This is a genomic window from Mesorhizobium sp. B1-1-8, assembly GCF_006442795.2.
In the GTDB taxonomy this organism is placed as follows: Bacteria; Pseudomonadota; Alphaproteobacteria; order Rhizobiales; family Rhizobiaceae; genus Mesorhizobium.
This window is the reverse complement of sequence record NZ_CP083956.1, coordinates 1,806,803-1,823,650: the sequence shown is the minus strand read 5'-3', so window position 1 is coordinate 1,823,650 and position 16,848 is coordinate 1,806,803. Positions and strand designations below refer to the sequence as shown.

The following is a 16,848-nucleotide window of genomic DNA, read 5'->3' as shown; positions in this document are numbered from 1 at the left end:
CGGGCGATTGAAAAGGCGCGGACTGAGGAGAGGGTTTTCATATGACCATTGCGCGCAAAGTTCTTTCTGTGGGCGCTGCCATTGCCTTGGCCACCCTGCTTGCCGGCTGTATGACGGGCGGCCCTGAAGCCCCACCAATGGCGGCTGCACCCAAGGGGGTCGAAGGCTCATGGATCGACGCCAAGGGTACCGGCCTGTCGACCTTCAAGGCCGGCAGTTTCGCTACTGTCGCGACCGACACCGGCCAAAAGCTGTCCGAAGGCAGCTACACCATGACCGGCCCGACATCGGTCGAGATCCACGGCACCTCGCTGATCCGCCAGACGCCGGTCAGCTTCAACTGCCTGATGATCTCGACCAGCCAGCTCAACTGCACCAGCGCCAGCGGCCAGAATTTCGTGCTGACGCGCCGGGCCTGAACCGAGACAGACACCGACTTTGAAAGGGACGGCGGCTCGAGCCGCCGTCCCTTTTTTGCGCCGGCAAACCGTGCCTTGATTTCCGCTTGCGTCGGCTGAAACGCGATGTGAACATGACCCGAAGCTGGCTGTTATCTTTCAGTCAAGCGAGGGCATTAAGCACCTTCAGGTCAGCTCATCCGGGAGACGAACATGAAGAAGATTGCCGCCATTCTGGCCCTGTCGGCCTCGACGCTTGGCCTGTCGGCCGAAGCATCCTTTGCCGACTACACGTTGAACATCCTGCACATCAACGACTGGCACAGCCGCATCGAAGGCAACAACAAATACGAGTCGACCTGCTCGGCCCAAGAGGAGACCAAGGGCGAGTGCATCGGCGGCGCCGGCCGGCTGATTACCGCGATCGCGCAGGAGCGCAAGAAGCTCGAAGGCCAGAACGTGCTATTGCTGAGCGCCGGCGACAATTTCCAGGGCTCGCTCTTCTACACGACCTACAAGGGCAAGGTGGAAGGCGAGTTCCTCAATGAGATGAAGTTCGACGCCATGGCGCTCGGCAATCACGAGTTCGACGACGGCGAGTCGGCGCTCGCGCCATTCCTCGACATGATCAAATTTCCGGTGCTCGGCGCCAATGTGAAGGCCAACGCGCAGTCCAAGCTCGGCGACCGCGTCAAGCCCTCGATCGTCGTCGAGGTCGGCGGGCAAAAGATCGGCATCATCGGCGCCGTCACCAACGACACGCCGGAACTCTCCTCGCCCGGTCCCAACATCACCATCGGCGACGACGTCAAGTCGATCACGGCCGAGGTCGAGAAACTCAAGTCCCAAGGGATCAACAAGATCATCGCGGTGACCCATATCGGCTACAGGCGCGAGCGCGATGTCATCGCCAAGATCCCTGGCATCGACGTTGTGGTCGGCGGCCACAGCCATACGCTTCTGTCCAACACCGACCCGAAGGCCGAAGGCCCCTATCCGACGATGGTCGACAACCCCGATGGCTACAAGGTGCCGGTCGTACAGGCGGCGTCCTATTCGAAATATCTCGGCGAGTTCAAGGTCGTGTTCGACGACAATGGCGTCGTCAAGGAAGCCAGCGGCGCGCCGATCTCTCTCGACAAGTCGATTACGCCCGATCCGGCGGTGCTCGCCCGCATCAAGGAACTCGGCGCGCCGATCGAGGCGCTGAAGAACAAGGAGGTCGCCGAGACCACCAAGCCGATCGACGGCAGCCGCGACAGTTGCCGCGCCCATGAATGCGAGATGGGCAATCTCGTCTCCGACGCCATTCTTGACCGGACCAAGGCCCAGGGCGTCGAGATCGCCATCTCGAATGGCGGCGGCCTGCGCGCCTCGATCGACCAGGGCGTCGTGACCATGGGCGAGGTGCTGACGGTGCTGCCGTTCCAGAACACGCTGGCGACATTCAAGATCTCGGGCAAGGATATCGTTGCCGGCCTCGAAAACGGCGTCAGCCAGATCGAGGACGGCGCCGGGCGGTTCCCGCAGGTGGCCGGGCTGAAATACTCCTTCGACAAATCGGTCGCGCCCAATGCCGGCCGGATCAAATCGGTCGAGGTGATGGAGAACGGCGCCTGGACGCCGATCAATCCCGACAAGCAATATCTGGTCGCCACCAACAACTATGTCCGCCAGGGCGGCGACGGCTACAAGGTCTTTGCCGACAGGGCCACGGACGCCTATGACTACGGCCCGGGCCTGGAGCAGGTGTTAGCCGACTATCTCAGCGCGCATCGGCCTTATACGCCGAAGCTCGACGGCCGCATCACCGAGGTTGCGGCAACGACAGCAGCAGCACCGGCGGCGGAGCCGGCCAAGCCCGCCGAGCCGGCAAAGCCGGCCGAGACGGCGCCAGCGGCCTCGCAGCCTGCTATGCCCGAACTGCCGGCCAATTCCGGCGACATTGCGGGCACGCCGCCGACCGTTCCGGCAGAAACCGCCCCCGCTGCGTCGGCACCGGCAGAGCCGGCCAAACCGGCCGAGGCTGCGCCGGCGGCGCCCGCGGCCGAACCGGCAAAGCCCGCCGAGACGGCGGCGCCCGCCCCCGCCCCCTCAGCCGAACCGGCGAAACCTGCGCAGACGGCGCCCGCCGAGGCCAAGCCGGCCGAGACCGCCCCGGAAACCAACCATGTGATAGCCGCCGGCGACACCTATTGGGACCTGGCCAAAAAGGCCTATGGCGACGCCACCAAGTGGAAGCTGATTTCGGACGCCAACAAGGACTACAGACCGCGTCGGCTGCCGCTCGGCGCGACGCTGACCATCCCCCCGGCGGCAAAATAGTCCCACCCGGGAAATTCATGGCACCCGTCCGCGAACCAGACGGGTGTTCCGTTCCCAGATGGGAACGCGGTAAGGTGCGGCCACGCGCGGCATTTTAAAACCGGCAGGGCATCGCTAGTTTTCGCGACGCTGCGCATTTGCGGTGTCCGGAGACAATTGATGACGCTTGCCACGCCTGCCGATCCCGAAGCCGCGAAGGCCCTCGCCCCGCTGCAGGCAGGTGCGTCGTCCAAGACGGGCAGGATCGGCGTCATGCTGGTCAACCTCGGCACGCCCGACGGCACCGACTTCAAGCCGATGTGGCGCTATCTGAGGGAATTCCTCTCCGACCCGCGCGTCATCGAGCTCAACAAGGCGATCTGGTATCCGATCCTCTACGGGCTCGTGCTGACAACCCGGCCGAAGAAATCCGGCGCCAACTACGCCAGGATCTGGAACCGGGAGAAGAACGAGTCGCCGCTGCGCACTTTTACCCGCGCTCAAGGTCAGAAGCTGGCTTCGGCGCTCGGCGACCTGCCGAATGTCGTCGTCGACTGGGCGATGCGCTACGGCAATCCCTCGACCGAAAGCGTCGCCCGCAGGCTGGTCGAGCAGGGCTGCGACCGCATTCTCTCCTTTCCGCTCTATCCGCAATATTCGGCGACGACGACAGCGACCGCCAATGACCAGCTGTTCCGCGCCTTGATGAAGATCAGGCGCGCGCCGGCGATCCGCAGCGTGCCGCCCTATTACGACGAGCCGGTCTACATCGAGGCGCTGGCGCAGTCGATCGAACGGCATCTGGCCAACCTCGACTTCGAGCCGGAGGTGGTCATCACCTCCTATCACGGCATTCCCAAACCCTATTCCGACAAGGGCGATCCCTACCGGTCGCACTGCCTGGAGACGACCCGGCTGCTGCGCGCAAAGCTCGGCTGGGACGAGAAGAAGCTGATCACCACCTTCCAGTCGCGCTTCGGCGCGCAGGAATGGCTGCAGCCCTATACCGACAAAACGGTAGAGAAGCTGGGCAAGGACGGCGTCAAATCCATCGCCATCGTCAATCCCGGATTTTCCGTCGACTGCATCGAGACGCTGGACGAGATCGGCCGCGAGGCGGCCGAGACCTTCCACCATGCCGGCGGCGAGAATTTCGCCCATATCCCTTGCCTCAACGACAGCGCCGAGGGCATGGCTGTGATCGAGGCGATGGTACGGCGGGAACTGTCGGGGTGGGTTTAACGGCTTGAGGCGGCCGGCGGTGCGCAGAAGCCTTCGCTAACCAATATTCGCGATCACCTGATTGTAACACTGGGGAAATACACTTAAGTGATTCCGTGAGGTCGTCGGCCTTTTGAGGGAGAAACGAAATGGGCTTCAGCGGTTTCGATATTGCCATCATTGTTCTTGTCGCACTGGTCGTACTGGTGCTTTTCAGGGGCATCCGGACGATCCCGCAAGGCTACAATTACACGGTTGAGCGTTTCGGCCGTTACACCAAGACATTGAGCCCGGGCCTCAACCTCATCGTGCCCTTCGTCGATCGCATCGGCGCCAGGATGAACATGATGGAGCAGGTGCTCGACGTCCCGAGCCAGGAAATCATCACCCGCGACAACGCCATTGTCGGCGTCGACGGTATCGCCTTCTTCCAGATTCTCAATGCCCCTCAGGCCGCCTACCAGGTCTCCGGGCTGCAGAACGCCATCCTCAACCTGACGATGACCAACATCCGCACCGTCATGGGCTCGATGGATCTCGACGAATTGTTGTCCAACCGCGACGCGATCAACGAGCGCCTGCTGCGCGTTGTCGACGAGGCCGCCCATCCCTGGGGCATCAAGATCACCCGCGTCGAGATCAAGGACATCAATCCGCCGGCCAACCTGATCGAATCGATGGGACGGCAGATGACGGCCGAGCGCAACAAGCGCGCCCAGATCCTCGCCGCCGAAGGCCTCAAGCAGTCGCAGATCCTCGAAGCCGAAGGCCGCAAGGAAGCTGCCTTCCGCGATGCCGAGGCACGCGAACGCTCGGCCGAAGCAGAAGCCCGCGCGACGCAGGTCGTGTCCGAAGCCATCGCCAAGGGCGACGTGCAGGCGCTCAACTACTTCGTTGCCCAGAAATACACCGAAGCCCTGACCAGGATCGGCTCGGCCACCAACAGCAAGGTCGTGCTGATGCCGCTGGAAGCGTCGTCGCTGATCGGCACGCTCGGCGGCATCGGTGAGATCGCCAGGGAAGTTTTCAAGGGCGATGGCTCGACCGGCCCACAGCGGCAGGTCGCACGTCCGCCGGTGGTTCGGCCTGGCGAGACCTGAGATCGTAGGAGCGCACTCCCATGATCGCCCACATCATTTCGGAACTTGGCCCGTGGAGCTGGATAGTCCTCGGCTTCATCCTCCTGATCATGGAGGTGATCGCGCCCGGCGTGTTCATGCTGTGGATCGGCATTGCCGCGTTGTTGATCGGCGCCATCTCCATGCAGATCTGGGACGCAAGCTTCTGGACTTGGCAGGCCCAGACGTTGGCTTTCCTGGTCCTGTCGCTGGTCTCGGCACTTGCCGGCAAAGAGCTGGTAGGCGGGCGCCGAGAGCCGACCGACCAGCCGCTGCTCAACCTCCGCGGCGCGCAGATGATCGGCCGGACGGCGACGCTTGCCGAGCCGATCCGGGACGGCCGTGGTCGCATCAAGCTCGGCGACACGCTGTGGCGCGTCTCCGGTCCCGATCTGCCGGCCGGCACCCAGGTGCGTGTCGTTGGTGCTGCCGATACCGATCTTGAGCTGACGGTCGAAGCTGTTTGAGCCAACGGTTTGGGGGCTGCTGAGATTCAGGTCAGGCCGAGTCGAAAACGATGGCTTTCGAGAACCGGCCTACGCCGGCCGTAGCCTTCATAGGACGGAGACACTTATGAGGGCTTCGTCCGGCGAAGGCCGGAGCGGAGCGTACTTAAACTACGTGAGCACCGGAAGCGCAGAAAGCCACCGTTCGCAGGCCGGCCTCACCTGAATATCGGTAGCCCTTAGGCCGCGCCTATGCGCAGCAGGTCATGCAGGTGCACCAGCCCGACAGGGCGTCGGCCTTCGACCACCATCAGGCTGGTGATGGCTGACTCATTGATGGTCTGCAGCGCCGTTGCTACCAGCGTCTCGGGTCTGGCGGTCTTTGGCTTCTTCGTCATCACCTGATCGACGCTCATCGCCAGAAGGTCGTTGGCGATGTGGCGGCGGATATCGCCATCGGTGATGATGCCTATCAGCGCGCCATTGGCGTCGGTAATCGCCACGCAGCCAAAGCCTTTGCGCGACAGTTCGGCGATCGCTTCTTGCATGCCTGTGCCTGTCGGCACCAGCGGCAATTTTTCACCGACATGCATGATCTCGCGCAGCTGCGTCAGGTTTGCGCCAAGCTGGCCACCCGGGTGGAAAGTGCGAAAATGATCCGGCGTGAAACCGCGCGCCTCGAGCAGCGCAATCGCCAGTGCATCGCCCATCACCAGCTGAAGCAAGGTCGACGTCGTCGGCGCGAGGCCATGCGGACAGGCCTCCGGCACCAACGGCAAAAGCAGCACGACATCGGCCGCGCGCGCCAGCGCCGAGCTCTCGCCGGAGGTGATAGCGATCAGCGGGATCGAAAAACGCCTGGAATAGGCGACGATGCCCATCAGTTCCCTGCTCTCGCCCGACCACGACATGGCGATGATGGCGTCATCCCTGGCAATCATGCCGAGATCGCCGTGATTGGCTTCGGCCGGATGGACGAAAAAGGCAGGCGTCCCCGTCGAGGCGAGCGTGGCGGCGATCTTGGAGCCGATATGGCCGCTCTTGCCGACGCCGGTGACGATGACGCGGCCTTCGATCCGCGCGATGAGCTCGATCGACCGCGCGAACGGTTCGGCCAATCCGTTTTCCAGCGCGGCGGCCAGAGCCGTCACACCGGCCTGTTCCGTCGCCACGGTTCTGAGCGCCGATTCGATCGCGGCCCGCCCGTCCGGCTGCTCTCTTTTTGGGGACCCCGCATGCATGGCTGATGCGATTAGCGCTTTGCCGCGCGCCTGTCCAACAGAATTGCCGCGACGGGCTCATGCATCGGCTTTGCAAGCGGCCGTTTCAACCCTCCGTTAACCATCCGCATTTACGGTTCGGTAAGTATGGCGCGCCTGCGCCGCGCAAGCAGTGGTGACGATGTCCGGGCCCCAGCATGAAACGAAAAGAGGTCGCAAGGGCAAAGCCGTCAGCGCGCTGCTGCTGACGGCGAGCGTTCTCATTTTGCACCATCCTGCGCCGGTCTTTGCCCAGGACACCGAACTGCGCGGCGAGGTCTCCGAGGATGCGATCCTGGAGGACCAGCAGCGCAAGGCCAGGCAGTTGCGGGCGACCCAATCGCAGAACCAGACCCCATCGGCCACCGCTCCTCAAGACACGACGCCGACGACCGCCTACGAGCCGGTGAGTCCCGGGGCGGTTCCCGACGATCAGCCAGCGGGCGCAACGGCAAGCATTTTCGACCAGCCCACAGCGACCGAGGATCCCCTCGTTGCCGGCAATCCGACGCCTGCCCAGCCGCGCCGGTCCTCGACCACCACACGGCGCACTGCGGACACCACCACGACGAGCAGCACCAAGGCGGCCGATAAGAAAAAGAAGAAGAAAGCCGGGACGGCCACCGACCCCAGCACCACGAACGCCACAACGTCACGCGACGCCGCGGCTGCCGACGAGGAAACCGCCAACCGCCGCGCCGTCACCATCGACAGCGTCGACAGGCAGAAGCTCGATCCCGGTGCGGAGCGCACCGGATCCATCGAAGGCCAGAAGATCAAGCCCGAGGACGATCCCTTCGCCGCCTCCGGCATCGAGGTCGGCACCTTTGTCTTCCGCCCGACGCTCGAGCAGGGGCTTACCGCAACCTCCAACGCCGATTCCAGCAGCGGCGGCAAATCGGCGCTGCTGTCGGAAACGAACCTGCGTTTCTCGGCCACCTCCGACTGGCGCGAGAACTCCGCCGTCATCGACGGTTACGGGATTTTCCGCAACACCATCTCGGGCCAGAAGGTCAACGATGCGCAGGGCCGCATCGAGGGCCAGCTCAATGTCGATCTCGACAACGAGCTGCGTGCCATCGCCAAGCTCGGCTACGAGGCCGTGCCGGAATCGGCCTCTTCGCCGGACGCCATCGCCGGCGTCACCTCGCAGCCGATCAGGCAGACCGTGGACGGCAGCCTCGGCATCGAGAAGGATGCCGGCAAGATGCGCTACAGGCTGACGGGCGCGGTCACGCATGACTTCTTCGGCGACGCCAAGCTCTCGAACGGCACCACGCTGTCGCTGAAGGATCGCGATTCCACGCTCTACACCGCGACCTTGCGCACCGGCTATCAGATATCTCCCGCGCTGACGCCCTTCACGGAGATCGAAATTGGCAAGCGGGTTTATGATTTGCGTCTCGACAGCAGCGGTTTTGCGCGCTCCTCGAACAGGCTCGGCGCACGTGCCGGCCTCGAGCTCGACATGGGCGAGAAGCTGTCGGGCGAGTTCTCGGCCGGCTGGCTGCGCGAGGCAATCGACGACGACCGCCTCCCGGCAATCGCCGGCCCGAGCATTGACGCCGACCTCAAATGGTCGCCCGAACGCGGCACCATCATCGGGCTCACCGGCAAGACCGGAATCGAAACCACGACGGCGCCCGGTGAAAGTGGCGACATCCTTTATTCGGGCCGGTTGACCGGGGAGCGGCAGGTCCGCGCCAATCTGACCACGAACGCGGCGCTCGGCCTCGACTGGCGCGATTACACCGGTTCCGACGGCCACGACTTGATCTTGAGCGCCGAAGCCGGACTGACATGGTGGCTGAACCGCTATGCCGGCCTCACCACGAGGGTGAGGACCGAGAAGCTGACCAGCAACCTGCCCGGCCGCGACTATGTCACCAACAGCGTCTATCTCGGCCTGAAGGTGCAGCGATAGCAGCCTACGACCGGATCACCGCCGGGCAGCATCACCCGAACACATCCCTATGAAGCGGCGCCTCTCCTCTCTAAGGGCTGCACTTCATCCAGCAGCGTGCGGATGGTGCCGGCCATGCTGTGGTTCATGTCGCTGCGCCACAGCGCGAAGGCGACGTTGGCCTCGACGAACCCTTCCGGCGCGCCGCAGTCGAAGGTGCGTCCCCGATAATGATAGCCATAGAAGGGCTGCTGCTTCTCAAGTTTCAGCATCGCGTCGGTCAACTGAATCTCGTTGCCGGCACCGCGTTCCTGGCCTTCAAGGATGGCGAATATCTCCGGCTGCAGGATGTAGCGGCCGTTGATGAAGAGGTTGGACGGCGCCGTGCCGACCTTCGGCTTCTCGACCATGCCGGTGATGTGAAAACCGTGATGGGTGTCCTCGCCGCGGCCGACGATGCCGTATTTGTGCGTCTCGGCCGGGTCGCATTCCTGCACCGCAATGATGTTGTTGCCGGTTTCGGCGTAAAGCTCGACCATGCCCTTCATGCAGCTCTTTTCCGACTGCATGATCATGTCGGGCAAGAGCAGCGCGAACGGCTCGTCGCCGACCAGTTCGCGCGCACACCAGACGGCGTGGCCGAGGCCGAGCGGCACCTGCTGTCGCGTGAAGCTGGTCTGCCCCGGTGCCGGCTGCAGCCGCTGCAGGCGGGCGAGCTGGTCGTCCTTGCCGCGCTGGGCAAGCGTGTCATAGAGCTCGAACTGCACATCGAAATGATCCTCGATGACCGCCTTGTTGCGGCCGGTCACGAAGATGAAATGCTCGATGCCTGCTTCGCGTGCCTCGTCGACCACATATTGGATGACCGGACGGTCGACGACGGTCAGCATTTCCTTTGGAATGGCCTTGGTGGCCGGAAGAAACCGCGTGCCGAGGCCGGCGACCGGAAAAACTGCCTTGCGAACTCGCTTCATGCTGCCACCCATCCATTTTGCGCCAATTATCCGCTCCCCGACGCGCTCGGCAATCCCCCCGGACATTTTCGCGCCGGAATGTTGGATTACCGGACAGCCGGGCTGGGCGTTGCAGGGCTAAAAGCCGCGACGTCTCTTTTCGTTCCCGGCAGCACCTATGGTAAACTAAATACTAACCTGGTTCGGCGTTGAATGATTCTTCCTGATTTGACGAAGGAGGAAAAAATGTCGGTTCGCAACACCGCAAGGCGCCTGACGGCGCTCGTGACGGCCGCCGGCCTCACGCTCGCCTTGCTGATGCCAGCCGGACCGGCTTTCGCCGACGCCGGGTTCCGCCAATGGATCGCCGGCTTCCGCGCCACCGCGGTGCAGGGCGGCGTTTCGGGCGCTGTCTATGACCAGGCTTTCAGGGGTATCGACGAGCCTGACCCGGTGGTTCTGGAAAAGGCCCGCACCCAGCCGGAATTCACCGCGCCGGCCTGGGATTATTTCGACAACCGTGTGCATGACCAATCGGTCGCCACGGGCAAGCAGATGGCGCGCAAATACCAGCCGTGGCTGGACAGGATCGAATCGAGGTTCGGCGTCGACCGCAACATCCTACTTGCCATCTGGTCGATGGAATCGAATTATGGCGAGATCCTCAAGCGTGACGACATCATGCGCAACGTCATCCGCTCGCTGGCGACACTGGCCTATGGCGATTCCAGACGGTCGCAATACGCCCGCACCCAGTTGATCGCCGCGCTCAAGATCCTGCAGACCGGCGACATCGACGAAAGCCACCTCATGGGCTCCTGGGCCGGCGCAATGGGCCAGACCCAGTTCATCCCGACCAGCTATCAGCATTATGCTGTCGACATGGACGGCAACGGCCGGCGCGACATTTGGAATTCGATCCCCGATGCGCTAGCGACGTCCGCCAATCTGCTCAAGAAGAACGGCTGGCAGGCCGGCAAGACCTGGGGCTATGAAGTGACCTTGCCGCCCGGCAAGCTGCCGGCCGGATCGAAGACGCTGGCACAATGGCAGGCGCTCGGCGTCGTCAGGGCCAACGGCAAGCCGTTCAGGAACCTGACCGACAAGGCGACGCTGAAGGTGCCGGACGGCAGGGGCGGACCGGCTTTCCTGATGATCCGGAATTTTTCGGTCATCAAGGCCTACAACAACGCCGACAAATACGCGCTTGCCGTCGGCCTTCTCGCCGACGAGATCGCCGGCGGCAGCGGCCTGGTGCAGGACTGGCAGCGGCCGTTCACCAAGCTCACCTTCGAAGAGCGGCAGGAATTGCAAAAGCGGCTTTCCGAGCACGGCTATTATGACGGCAAGTTCGACGGCAAGATCGGCGACGGATCGAAAAGCGCCATCATGGCTTACCAGGCCAAGGTCGGCTTGACCCAGGATGGCTATCCGAGCATGGAAGTGCTGAAATGGCTCAGGAAGAAATAGGGCCATCCGTGGCGCCGGGCATCCTGTTGCAGGCAGAAGGGATGCGGTAGCGCTTCGGCTTGCGCACAGCCTTTTTGAGTTTGCGGGCCGTGCGCCAGGGATGGAGTAGGTGATTGGCCTCGGTTGCGCGTATCTTGATGATTGCTTGCCGCATGCCAATTCTCGTTGTGGCCATCGCTATGCTTGCTGTCGCCGCCGCCGGCGCCTTCCATACACCGGCCTTCGCACAGGAGGAGGAACATCGCGGCTGGTCGCTGCGCGACCTCCTGTTTCCGCGCCGCAGCGAGCGCATCGAACCGCCGGCCGATGTCCAGACGGCAAGGCCGAAGCCCAAGAAGAAACCCAAGCCGCGCCCGCCGGCAGAGCCGGAAACGCCGATCGTCGAAAAGGCGCCGGATTCGCGCGTCGTGCTGGTGGTCGGCGATTTCCTGGCGGGCGGGCTGGCCGAGGGTCTCGATACCGCCTTTGCCGACAATCCGGCGGTTAGGATCGTCGTGCGCAGCAATGGTTCGTCCGGCTTCGTCCGCGACGATTTCTACAACTGGCCGGTCGAGATCAAGTCGCTGATTGAGACCGAGAAGCCGTCTGTCGTGGTCGTCATGCTTGGCTCCAACGACCGCCAGCAGATGAAGGTAGGCGACGTGCGCGAACAGCCGCGCTCCGAGAACTGGACCAAGGAATACGAGCGCCGCACCGATGCGTTCGGCAAGGCTATGCAGGACGCAAAGGTGCCGTTCCTGTGGGTCGGCATGCCGGCGTTCGGGGTGTCAAAGATGAACTCGGACATGCTTGCCTTCAACGACATCTACCACTCGGCCGCGCAAAAACATGGCGGCGAATTCGTCGATGTCTGGGACGGCTTCGTCGACGAGAACGGCGCCTTCGTCACCTCCGGCCCCGACATCAACGGCCAGGCTGTGCGCCTGCGCTCCGACGACGGCATCAACGTGACCAAGGCCGGCAAGCGCAAGCTCGCCTTCTACACCGAAAAGCCGTTGGCCAAGATCCTCGGTCTGGCGGCGCCGGGAAGCATCACCACCGTCTCGGCGCCGGCCGGCGCCCCGGTCGAGGCGCCGGCGCCGGCCCCTGCCCCCGTCATCGTCGACCGCACCGCGCCGATGCTGCTCGGCGACCCGGCGCTCGACGGCGGCTCGGAGCTGCTTGGCGCGGCGCCGCCAGCCAAGGCCAATCCGAACCTGCCCGGCGAAAAGCTCATCCTCGAGGGCAAGGCGCCGAATGCCTCGCCCGGCCGCGCCGACGATTTTTCAGGCCAGCGCAAGACGCCGCCGGCAACAGCCGCGGCCACCGACACGACGACGGCGATCAGCCGTTGATGCCGGCCAAGCTTCTCCAAAATCCGTTCGAAACTCGCTCCTGCTAGATGTTTAGTCCCGGTACTCGGTGGGGTCGGGTCGGATGTGAGCGGATAATAGCGCTAAGTGCAATCTTAAGTCAGCCTTAATACGTCGGGTGCGAAATTGAGGAAATTCTTCCTTATTTCCCGCGGAATCAGATAGGCGGGCGGGATTGGTCTTACTGCACCAATGTTTTGCATGAAGCCGTTGAAGGACGTGAGCGTCAGGACCAAGCTCTCGCTGGGCTTTGGGCTGGCGTTGCTGTGCATCGTGGCAGTAGGGCTGTTTGGAGTGGCTCAGCTGCGATCTCTCAATGAAGTCACACGTGAGATCACCGGCGTTTGGCTGCCGCAGGTCCAGGTCGTGGAGGAGATGAAACGCAACCTCGCGGAACACCAGCTCTATGCGACATTGCGCATGCGCACCGACGACGCCCGACAGCTGCCGGGCATCGATGACGAGATGGCGAGCGAGAGCGACGAGATACTCCGAGGTCGGCGTGCCTATCGCAGGAGCGCCGGGTCGCGAGCCGAGCAGGAACTGTTCGATCAGTTCGTTTATCTGTGGACGGCCTATCAAGACTCCCTGACATCGATTTTCCCGCTCTTGGAAACAGAGGGACGAACGAAGGCGCTTAAAGAATTCGAGACGGTATCGCTGCCAACCGCTGCCGAGGCAGCGCAGCGGCTGGACGGCTTGCTGGCCCTCACCAATCAGCGCAGCGCGTCGGTCGCAGCTATGGCGGATCGCACCTACATCATCGCGCAGCGGCTGACCTGGGCCGCGATCCTCTTTGCCGCCGCATTCCTCGGCGGGCTTGTCGCCTGGATTCGACACAATGTCAGCAAGCCGATCCTCACGGTGAGCGAGGCGATGCATCGCCTGACGTTGGGAGATCGCCGCTCAACCCTCGTTGCACCGAAAAGGGAGCGCCGGGACGAAATCGGAATGTTGTTCTCGGCCTTTGCCGGCTACCGTGCCAGCCTGGAGCGCAGTGACGCCTTGGCCCGTGAGGCGGAGCTGGAACGGCAACATCTGGCCGCGGCCGCCGCAAACATGCCTGTGGGCCTATGCATGTTCGATGCCGACCGGCGGCTGGTTTTTTGCAACCAGACCTACGCTGACCTCTACCACCTGCCGGAGGCCCTGACCCGTCCAGGCTCGCAGTGGGCCGATTTGATGCGGTTCCGGATCGCTGCGGGACTCTATGTCGGCCTCGACCCGGACAGGTATCTGCAAGAGCTCTCGGCGATCATCGACCGCGCCGAGCGCGTCGTGAGTTTGGTGGAGCTCAGGGACGGGCGCACAATCAACCTCATCCATCAGCCGCTGCCAGGCGGCGGCTGGCTTGCCACGCATCACGACGTGACCGACTTGCGGCGCAGCGAGGCGCGCATCTCGCACATGGCGCGCCACGACGGGCTTACCGATCTGCCAAACCGCATATTGTTTCGTGAACGCGCCGAGGAAGCTTTGGTCGAGATGGGAAAGAAGGATGGCAAGGTCGCCTTCCTTTGTCTCGATCTCGATCATTTCAAGATGGTCAACGACACGCTGGGGCACCCGGTTGGTGACGCCTTGCTGAAGGAGGTTGCCTCCAGGCTGAGGCAGGTCGTCCGTGAAGACGACACAGTGGCCAGGCTTGGCGGCGACGAGTTCGTGATCATTCAAAGCGAAGCTGGTCAGCCGGTCGAGGCCACCGCCCTCGCACAACGGGTCATCGATGCGCTGAGCGCGCCTTATGTCGTCGATGGTCATGGGGTTGTGATCAGCGCCAGCGTCGGCATCTCGATTGCGCCGGACGATAGCAGGAACGCCGACCAGCTGCTCAAGAACGGCGACATGGCGCTCTACCGGGCAAAGGCGGAGGGACGCAGAACATACAGGTTCTTCGAGCCGGAAATGGATGCCCGCATGCAGGCGCGACGGTTTCTCGAACTCGATCTGCGCGAAGCGCTGGAACGGGGGCAATTCGAGATTTACTACCAGCCGCTCCTCGATCTCGGCCGTGGCGAGGTCAGCTGCTTCGAGGCGCTGCTGCGCTGGCATCACCCGACGCGCGGCATCGTCTCCCCGGTCGAATTCATTTCCCTGGCCGAGGAGATCGGCCTGATCGTCCCGATCGGCGAATGGGTGATCAAGCAGGCCTGTCTCGACGCGGCACGCTGGCCCGATGGTATCAAGGTTGCCGTCAATCTGTCGCCGACGCAGTTTCGCAACACGCGCTTGCTCTCGGCGATCGTCGAGGCATTGGATGTCTCGAGGCTGCCCCCGAGCCGGCTCGAGCTTGAAATCACCGAGACGGTGCTGCTGGCCAACACCCAGGCGACCCTGGCGATGCTGCAACAGATCCACATGCTGGGCGTGCATATCGCGATGGACGACTTCGGAACCGGATATTCGAGCTTGAGCTATCTGCGCTCGTTCCCGTTCGACAAGATCAAGATCGACCAGTCCTTCGTGAAGGATGCCAACGACGTCGATAGCTCCGTCGCCATCATCCGGGCCGTCACAAGCCTTGGCAACAGCCTCGGAATGCAGACCACCGCCGAAGGAGTTGAGACAGCGGAGCAGCTCGAGCGGGTGCGAAGAGAAGGCTGCACCGAAGCACAGGGTTTTCTGCTCAGTCGGCCGTTACCTGCTCAGGAAATTCCCGCAATGCTGGAGCGGACGCGCGCCGTCGTGGCTGGCGACATCGTCGAGCCTGCACCCGAAAATGGCAGGCGAGCGGAACGGCCAGCGTCGCAGGAGCGCGTTGTGGGTAATGCCGTCAGGGTGCCGTCCACCCATGAGCACCGGCCTATGCCGGCCGTAGCCAATCCGGTGCGTAGACGCTCATGAAGGCTACGGCCGGCATAGGCCGGCCTATGCCGGCCGTAGCCAATCCGAGGCGTAGACGTTCATGAAGGCTTCGGCCGGCGAGTAGAGTTTCCAAACAATCTTAACGCGGAAGAACTGTCGACCCCATCAGCGCCTCGTCGATCGAGCGCGCCGCCTGGCGGCCCTCGCGGATAGCCCATACCACCAGCGACTGGCCGCGGCGCACGTCACCCGCGGCGTAAAGCCTGTCGACGCTGGTCCGGTAGTCGCGATCGTTGGCCTCGACATTCTTCGAGCGGCGACTGTCGGTGACGACCCTTATCTCGTTCCCCAGTTCCTTCATCACACTGTCCGGGGCCGGTCCGGCGAAGCCGATGGCGATGAAGGCGAGATCGGCGCGGATGACGAACTCGGTGCCGGCGACCGGCCTGCGCTGCTCGTCGACCTCGCAGCACTTCACACCGGTCAGCTGGCCCTCCTCGCCGATGAATTCGAGCGTCGCCACCTGGAATTCGCGTTCAGCCCCTTCGGCCTGCGAGGACGAGGTGCGCATCTTCGTCGCCCAATAGGGCCAGACCGCCAGCTTGTCTTCCTTCTCCGGCGGCTGCGGGCGGATGTCGAGCTGCGTCACCCGCACCGCGCCCTGCCGGAAGGCGGTGCCGATGCAGTCGGAGGCGGTGTCGCCGCCGCCGACGACGACGACATGCTGACCACCGGCGATGATCGGATGCGACGGCCATGCCACGGTCTGGATCGGCTCGCCGCCGACGCGGCGGTTCTGCTGCACCAGATAGGGCATGGCGTCATAGACGCCGCCGAGGTCGTCGCCCGGAATATTGGCCGGGCGCGGCGTTTCCGAGCCGCCGCAATAGAGCACGGCATCATATTCGGCGAGCAGTTCCGCCGCCGGCTTGTCGACGCCGACATTGACGCCGCAATGAAAGGTCACGCCCTCGCCCTGCATCTGCTCGATGCGACGGTCGATATAGTGCTTCTCGATCTTGAAGTCGGGAATGCCGTAGCGCATCAGCCCGCCAGGCCGGCTCTCGCGCTCATAGACATGCACGTCATGGCCGGCGCGGCCGAGTTGCTGCGCCGCCGACATGCCGGCCGGCCCGGAGCCGATGACGGCAACCCGCTTGCCGGTCTTCTTCTCCGGCGGATAGGGCCGGATATGGCCGGTCTCGTAAGCCTTGTCGGCGATCGCCTGCTCGATCGTCTTGATGGCGACGGGAATGTCCTCGAGGTTCAGTGTGCAGGCTTCCTCGCAAGGCGCCGGGCAGATGCGGCCGGTGAACTCCGGAAAATTGTTGGTCGAATGCAGGTTGCGGATCGCATTGTCCCAGTCGCCATTGTAGACGAGGTCGTTCCAGTCGGGGATCTGGTTATGGATCGGGCAGCCGGTCGGCCCGTGGCAGTATGGAATGCCGCAATCCATGCAGCGCGCGGCCTGTTTCTCGACCTCCTTGTCCGACATCGGCAGCGTGAATTCGCGGAAATGCCGGATGCGGTCGGAGGCCGGCTGGTACTTGTGCACCTGCCGGTCGATTTCGAGAAAGCCTGTTACCTTACCCATAGTCCAGTCCCTGCTGTCCGAAGGC

At 63.4% G+C, this 16,848-nt stretch carries 12 protein-coding genes; 9 read left to right on the top strand and 3 right to left on the bottom strand.

What is annotated here, in order from left to right:
- Window positions 1-41 precede the first annotated feature (41 nt).
- The 5 genes from FJ974_RS08910 to FJ974_RS08890 all read left to right on the top strand — a co-directional run bounded on the left by FJ974_RS08910 (window position 42) and on the right by FJ974_RS08890 (window position 5,508).
- On the top strand, window positions 42-419 hold the full coding sequence (locus FJ974_RS08910; RefSeq protein WP_140529834.1) for a hypothetical protein: 378 nt from the start codon (window positions 42-44) through the stop codon (window positions 417-419).
- A 192-nt stretch (window positions 420-611) separates the two neighbouring features.
- Window positions 612-2,723, top strand: a complete 2,112-nt coding sequence (locus tag FJ974_RS08905; protein ID WP_140529833.1) for a bifunctional metallophosphatase/5'-nucleotidase — start codon at window positions 612-614, stop codon at window positions 2,721-2,723.
- Between the two features lie 159 nt (window positions 2,724-2,882).
- Window positions 2,883-3,944 carry a ferrochelatase gene (gene hemH, locus FJ974_RS08900; RefSeq protein WP_140529831.1) on the top strand — a complete coding sequence of 354 codons (1,062 nt, stop codon included), beginning with the start codon at window positions 2,883-2,885 and terminating at the stop codon, window positions 3,942-3,944.
- A gap of 128 nt (window positions 3,945-4,072) precedes the next feature.
- Window positions 4,073-5,023, top strand: a complete 951-nt coding sequence (locus FJ974_RS08895; protein ID WP_140529829.1) for an SPFH domain-containing protein — start codon at window positions 4,073-4,075, stop codon at window positions 5,021-5,023.
- Between the two features lie 20 nt (window positions 5,024-5,043).
- Window positions 5,044-5,508 carry an NfeD family protein gene (locus FJ974_RS08890; RefSeq protein WP_140529827.1) on the top strand — a complete coding sequence of 155 codons (465 nt, stop codon included), beginning with the start codon at window positions 5,044-5,046 and terminating at the stop codon, window positions 5,506-5,508.
- Between the two features lie 218 nt (window positions 5,509-5,726).
- Here FJ974_RS08890 and FJ974_RS08885 read toward each other — a convergent pair whose 3' ends face one another.
- A complete protein-coding gene (locus FJ974_RS08885; protein WP_140529826.1) occupies window positions 5,727-6,728 on the bottom strand; it encodes a KpsF/GutQ family sugar-phosphate isomerase in 1,002 nt (333 codons plus the stop codon).
- A gap of 160 nt (window positions 6,729-6,888) precedes the next feature.
- Between FJ974_RS08885 and FJ974_RS08880 the strand changes: the two genes are divergently transcribed.
- On the top strand, window positions 6,889-8,670 hold the full coding sequence (locus tag FJ974_RS08880; RefSeq protein WP_140529824.1) for an outer membrane beta-barrel protein: 1,782 nt from the start codon (window positions 6,889-6,891) through the stop codon (window positions 8,668-8,670).
- A gap of 47 nt (window positions 8,671-8,717) precedes the next feature.
- Here the strand turns inward: FJ974_RS08880 and galU are convergent, their stop codons facing one another.
- Entirely contained in the window at window positions 8,718-9,623 is a 906-nt protein-coding gene (gene galU, locus FJ974_RS08875; protein WP_140529822.1) for a UTP--glucose-1-phosphate uridylyltransferase GalU, read from the bottom strand.
- A 225-nt stretch (window positions 9,624-9,848) separates the two neighbouring features.
- Here galU and FJ974_RS08870 point away from each other — a divergent pair, with 225 nt between their 5' ends.
- The 3 genes from FJ974_RS08870 (at window position 9,849) to FJ974_RS08860 (ending at window position 15,268) form a co-directional block, all read left to right on the top strand.
- Window positions 9,849-11,072, top strand: coding sequence for a lytic murein transglycosylase (locus tag FJ974_RS08870; protein ID WP_140529820.1), 1,224 nt, complete (start codon window positions 9,849-9,851; stop codon window positions 11,070-11,072).
- Window positions 11,073-11,185: 113 nt separating this feature from the next.
- Window positions 11,186-12,406: a DUF459 domain-containing protein gene (locus tag FJ974_RS08865; RefSeq protein ID WP_140529818.1), complete on the top strand. Its 1,221-nt coding sequence runs from the start codon at window positions 11,186-11,188 to the stop codon at window positions 12,404-12,406.
- Window positions 12,407-12,625: 219 nt separating this feature from the next.
- A complete protein-coding gene (locus tag FJ974_RS08860; protein ID WP_181177007.1) occupies window positions 12,626-15,268 on the top strand; it encodes an EAL domain-containing protein in 2,643 nt (880 codons plus the stop codon).
- A gap of 100 nt (window positions 15,269-15,368) precedes the next feature.
- Here the strand turns inward: FJ974_RS08860 and FJ974_RS08855 are convergent, their stop codons facing one another.
- Window positions 15,369-16,823 carry a glutamate synthase subunit beta gene (locus FJ974_RS08855; RefSeq protein ID WP_140529815.1) on the bottom strand — a complete coding sequence of 485 codons (1,455 nt, stop codon included), beginning with the start codon at window positions 16,821-16,823 and terminating at the stop codon, window positions 15,369-15,371.
- Window positions 16,824-16,848 lie beyond the last annotated feature (25 nt).

What these genes read in the sequence shown, in the direction of transcription:
- FJ974_RS08910 (WP_140529834.1), top strand. Translation starts at nt 42, where the DNA reads ATGACCATTGCGCGCAAAGTTCTTTCTGTGGGCGCTGCCATTGCCTTG.
- FJ974_RS08905 (WP_140529833.1), top strand. Translation starts at nt 612, where the DNA reads ATGAAGAAGATTGCCGCCATTCTGGCCCTGTCGGCCTCGACGCTTGGC.
- hemH (WP_140529831.1), top strand. Translation starts at nt 2,883, where the DNA reads ATGACGCTTGCCACGCCTGCCGATCCCGAAGCCGCGAAGGCCCTCGCC.
- FJ974_RS08895 (WP_140529829.1), top strand. Translation starts at nt 4,073, where the DNA reads ATGGGCTTCAGCGGTTTCGATATTGCCATCATTGTTCTTGTCGCACTG.
- FJ974_RS08890 (WP_140529827.1), top strand. Translation starts at nt 5,044, where the DNA reads ATGATCGCCCACATCATTTCGGAACTTGGCCCGTGGAGCTGGATAGTC.
- FJ974_RS08885 (WP_140529826.1), bottom strand. Translation starts at nt 6,728, where the DNA reads ATGCATGCGGGGTCCCCAAAAAGAGAGCAGCCGGACGGGCGGGCCGCG.
- FJ974_RS08880 (WP_140529824.1), top strand. Translation starts at nt 6,889, where the DNA reads ATGTCCGGGCCCCAGCATGAAACGAAAAGAGGTCGCAAGGGCAAAGCC.
- galU (WP_140529822.1), bottom strand. Translation starts at nt 9,623, where the DNA reads ATGAAGCGAGTTCGCAAGGCAGTTTTTCCGGTCGCCGGCCTCGGCACG.
- FJ974_RS08870 (WP_140529820.1), top strand. Translation starts at nt 9,849, where the DNA reads ATGTCGGTTCGCAACACCGCAAGGCGCCTGACGGCGCTCGTGACGGCC.
- FJ974_RS08860 (WP_181177007.1), top strand. Translation starts at nt 12,626, where the DNA reads ATGAAGCCGTTGAAGGACGTGAGCGTCAGGACCAAGCTCTCGCTGGGC.
- FJ974_RS08855 (WP_140529815.1), bottom strand. Translation starts at nt 16,823, where the DNA reads ATGGGTAAGGTAACAGGCTTTCTCGAAATCGACCGGCAGGTGCACAAG.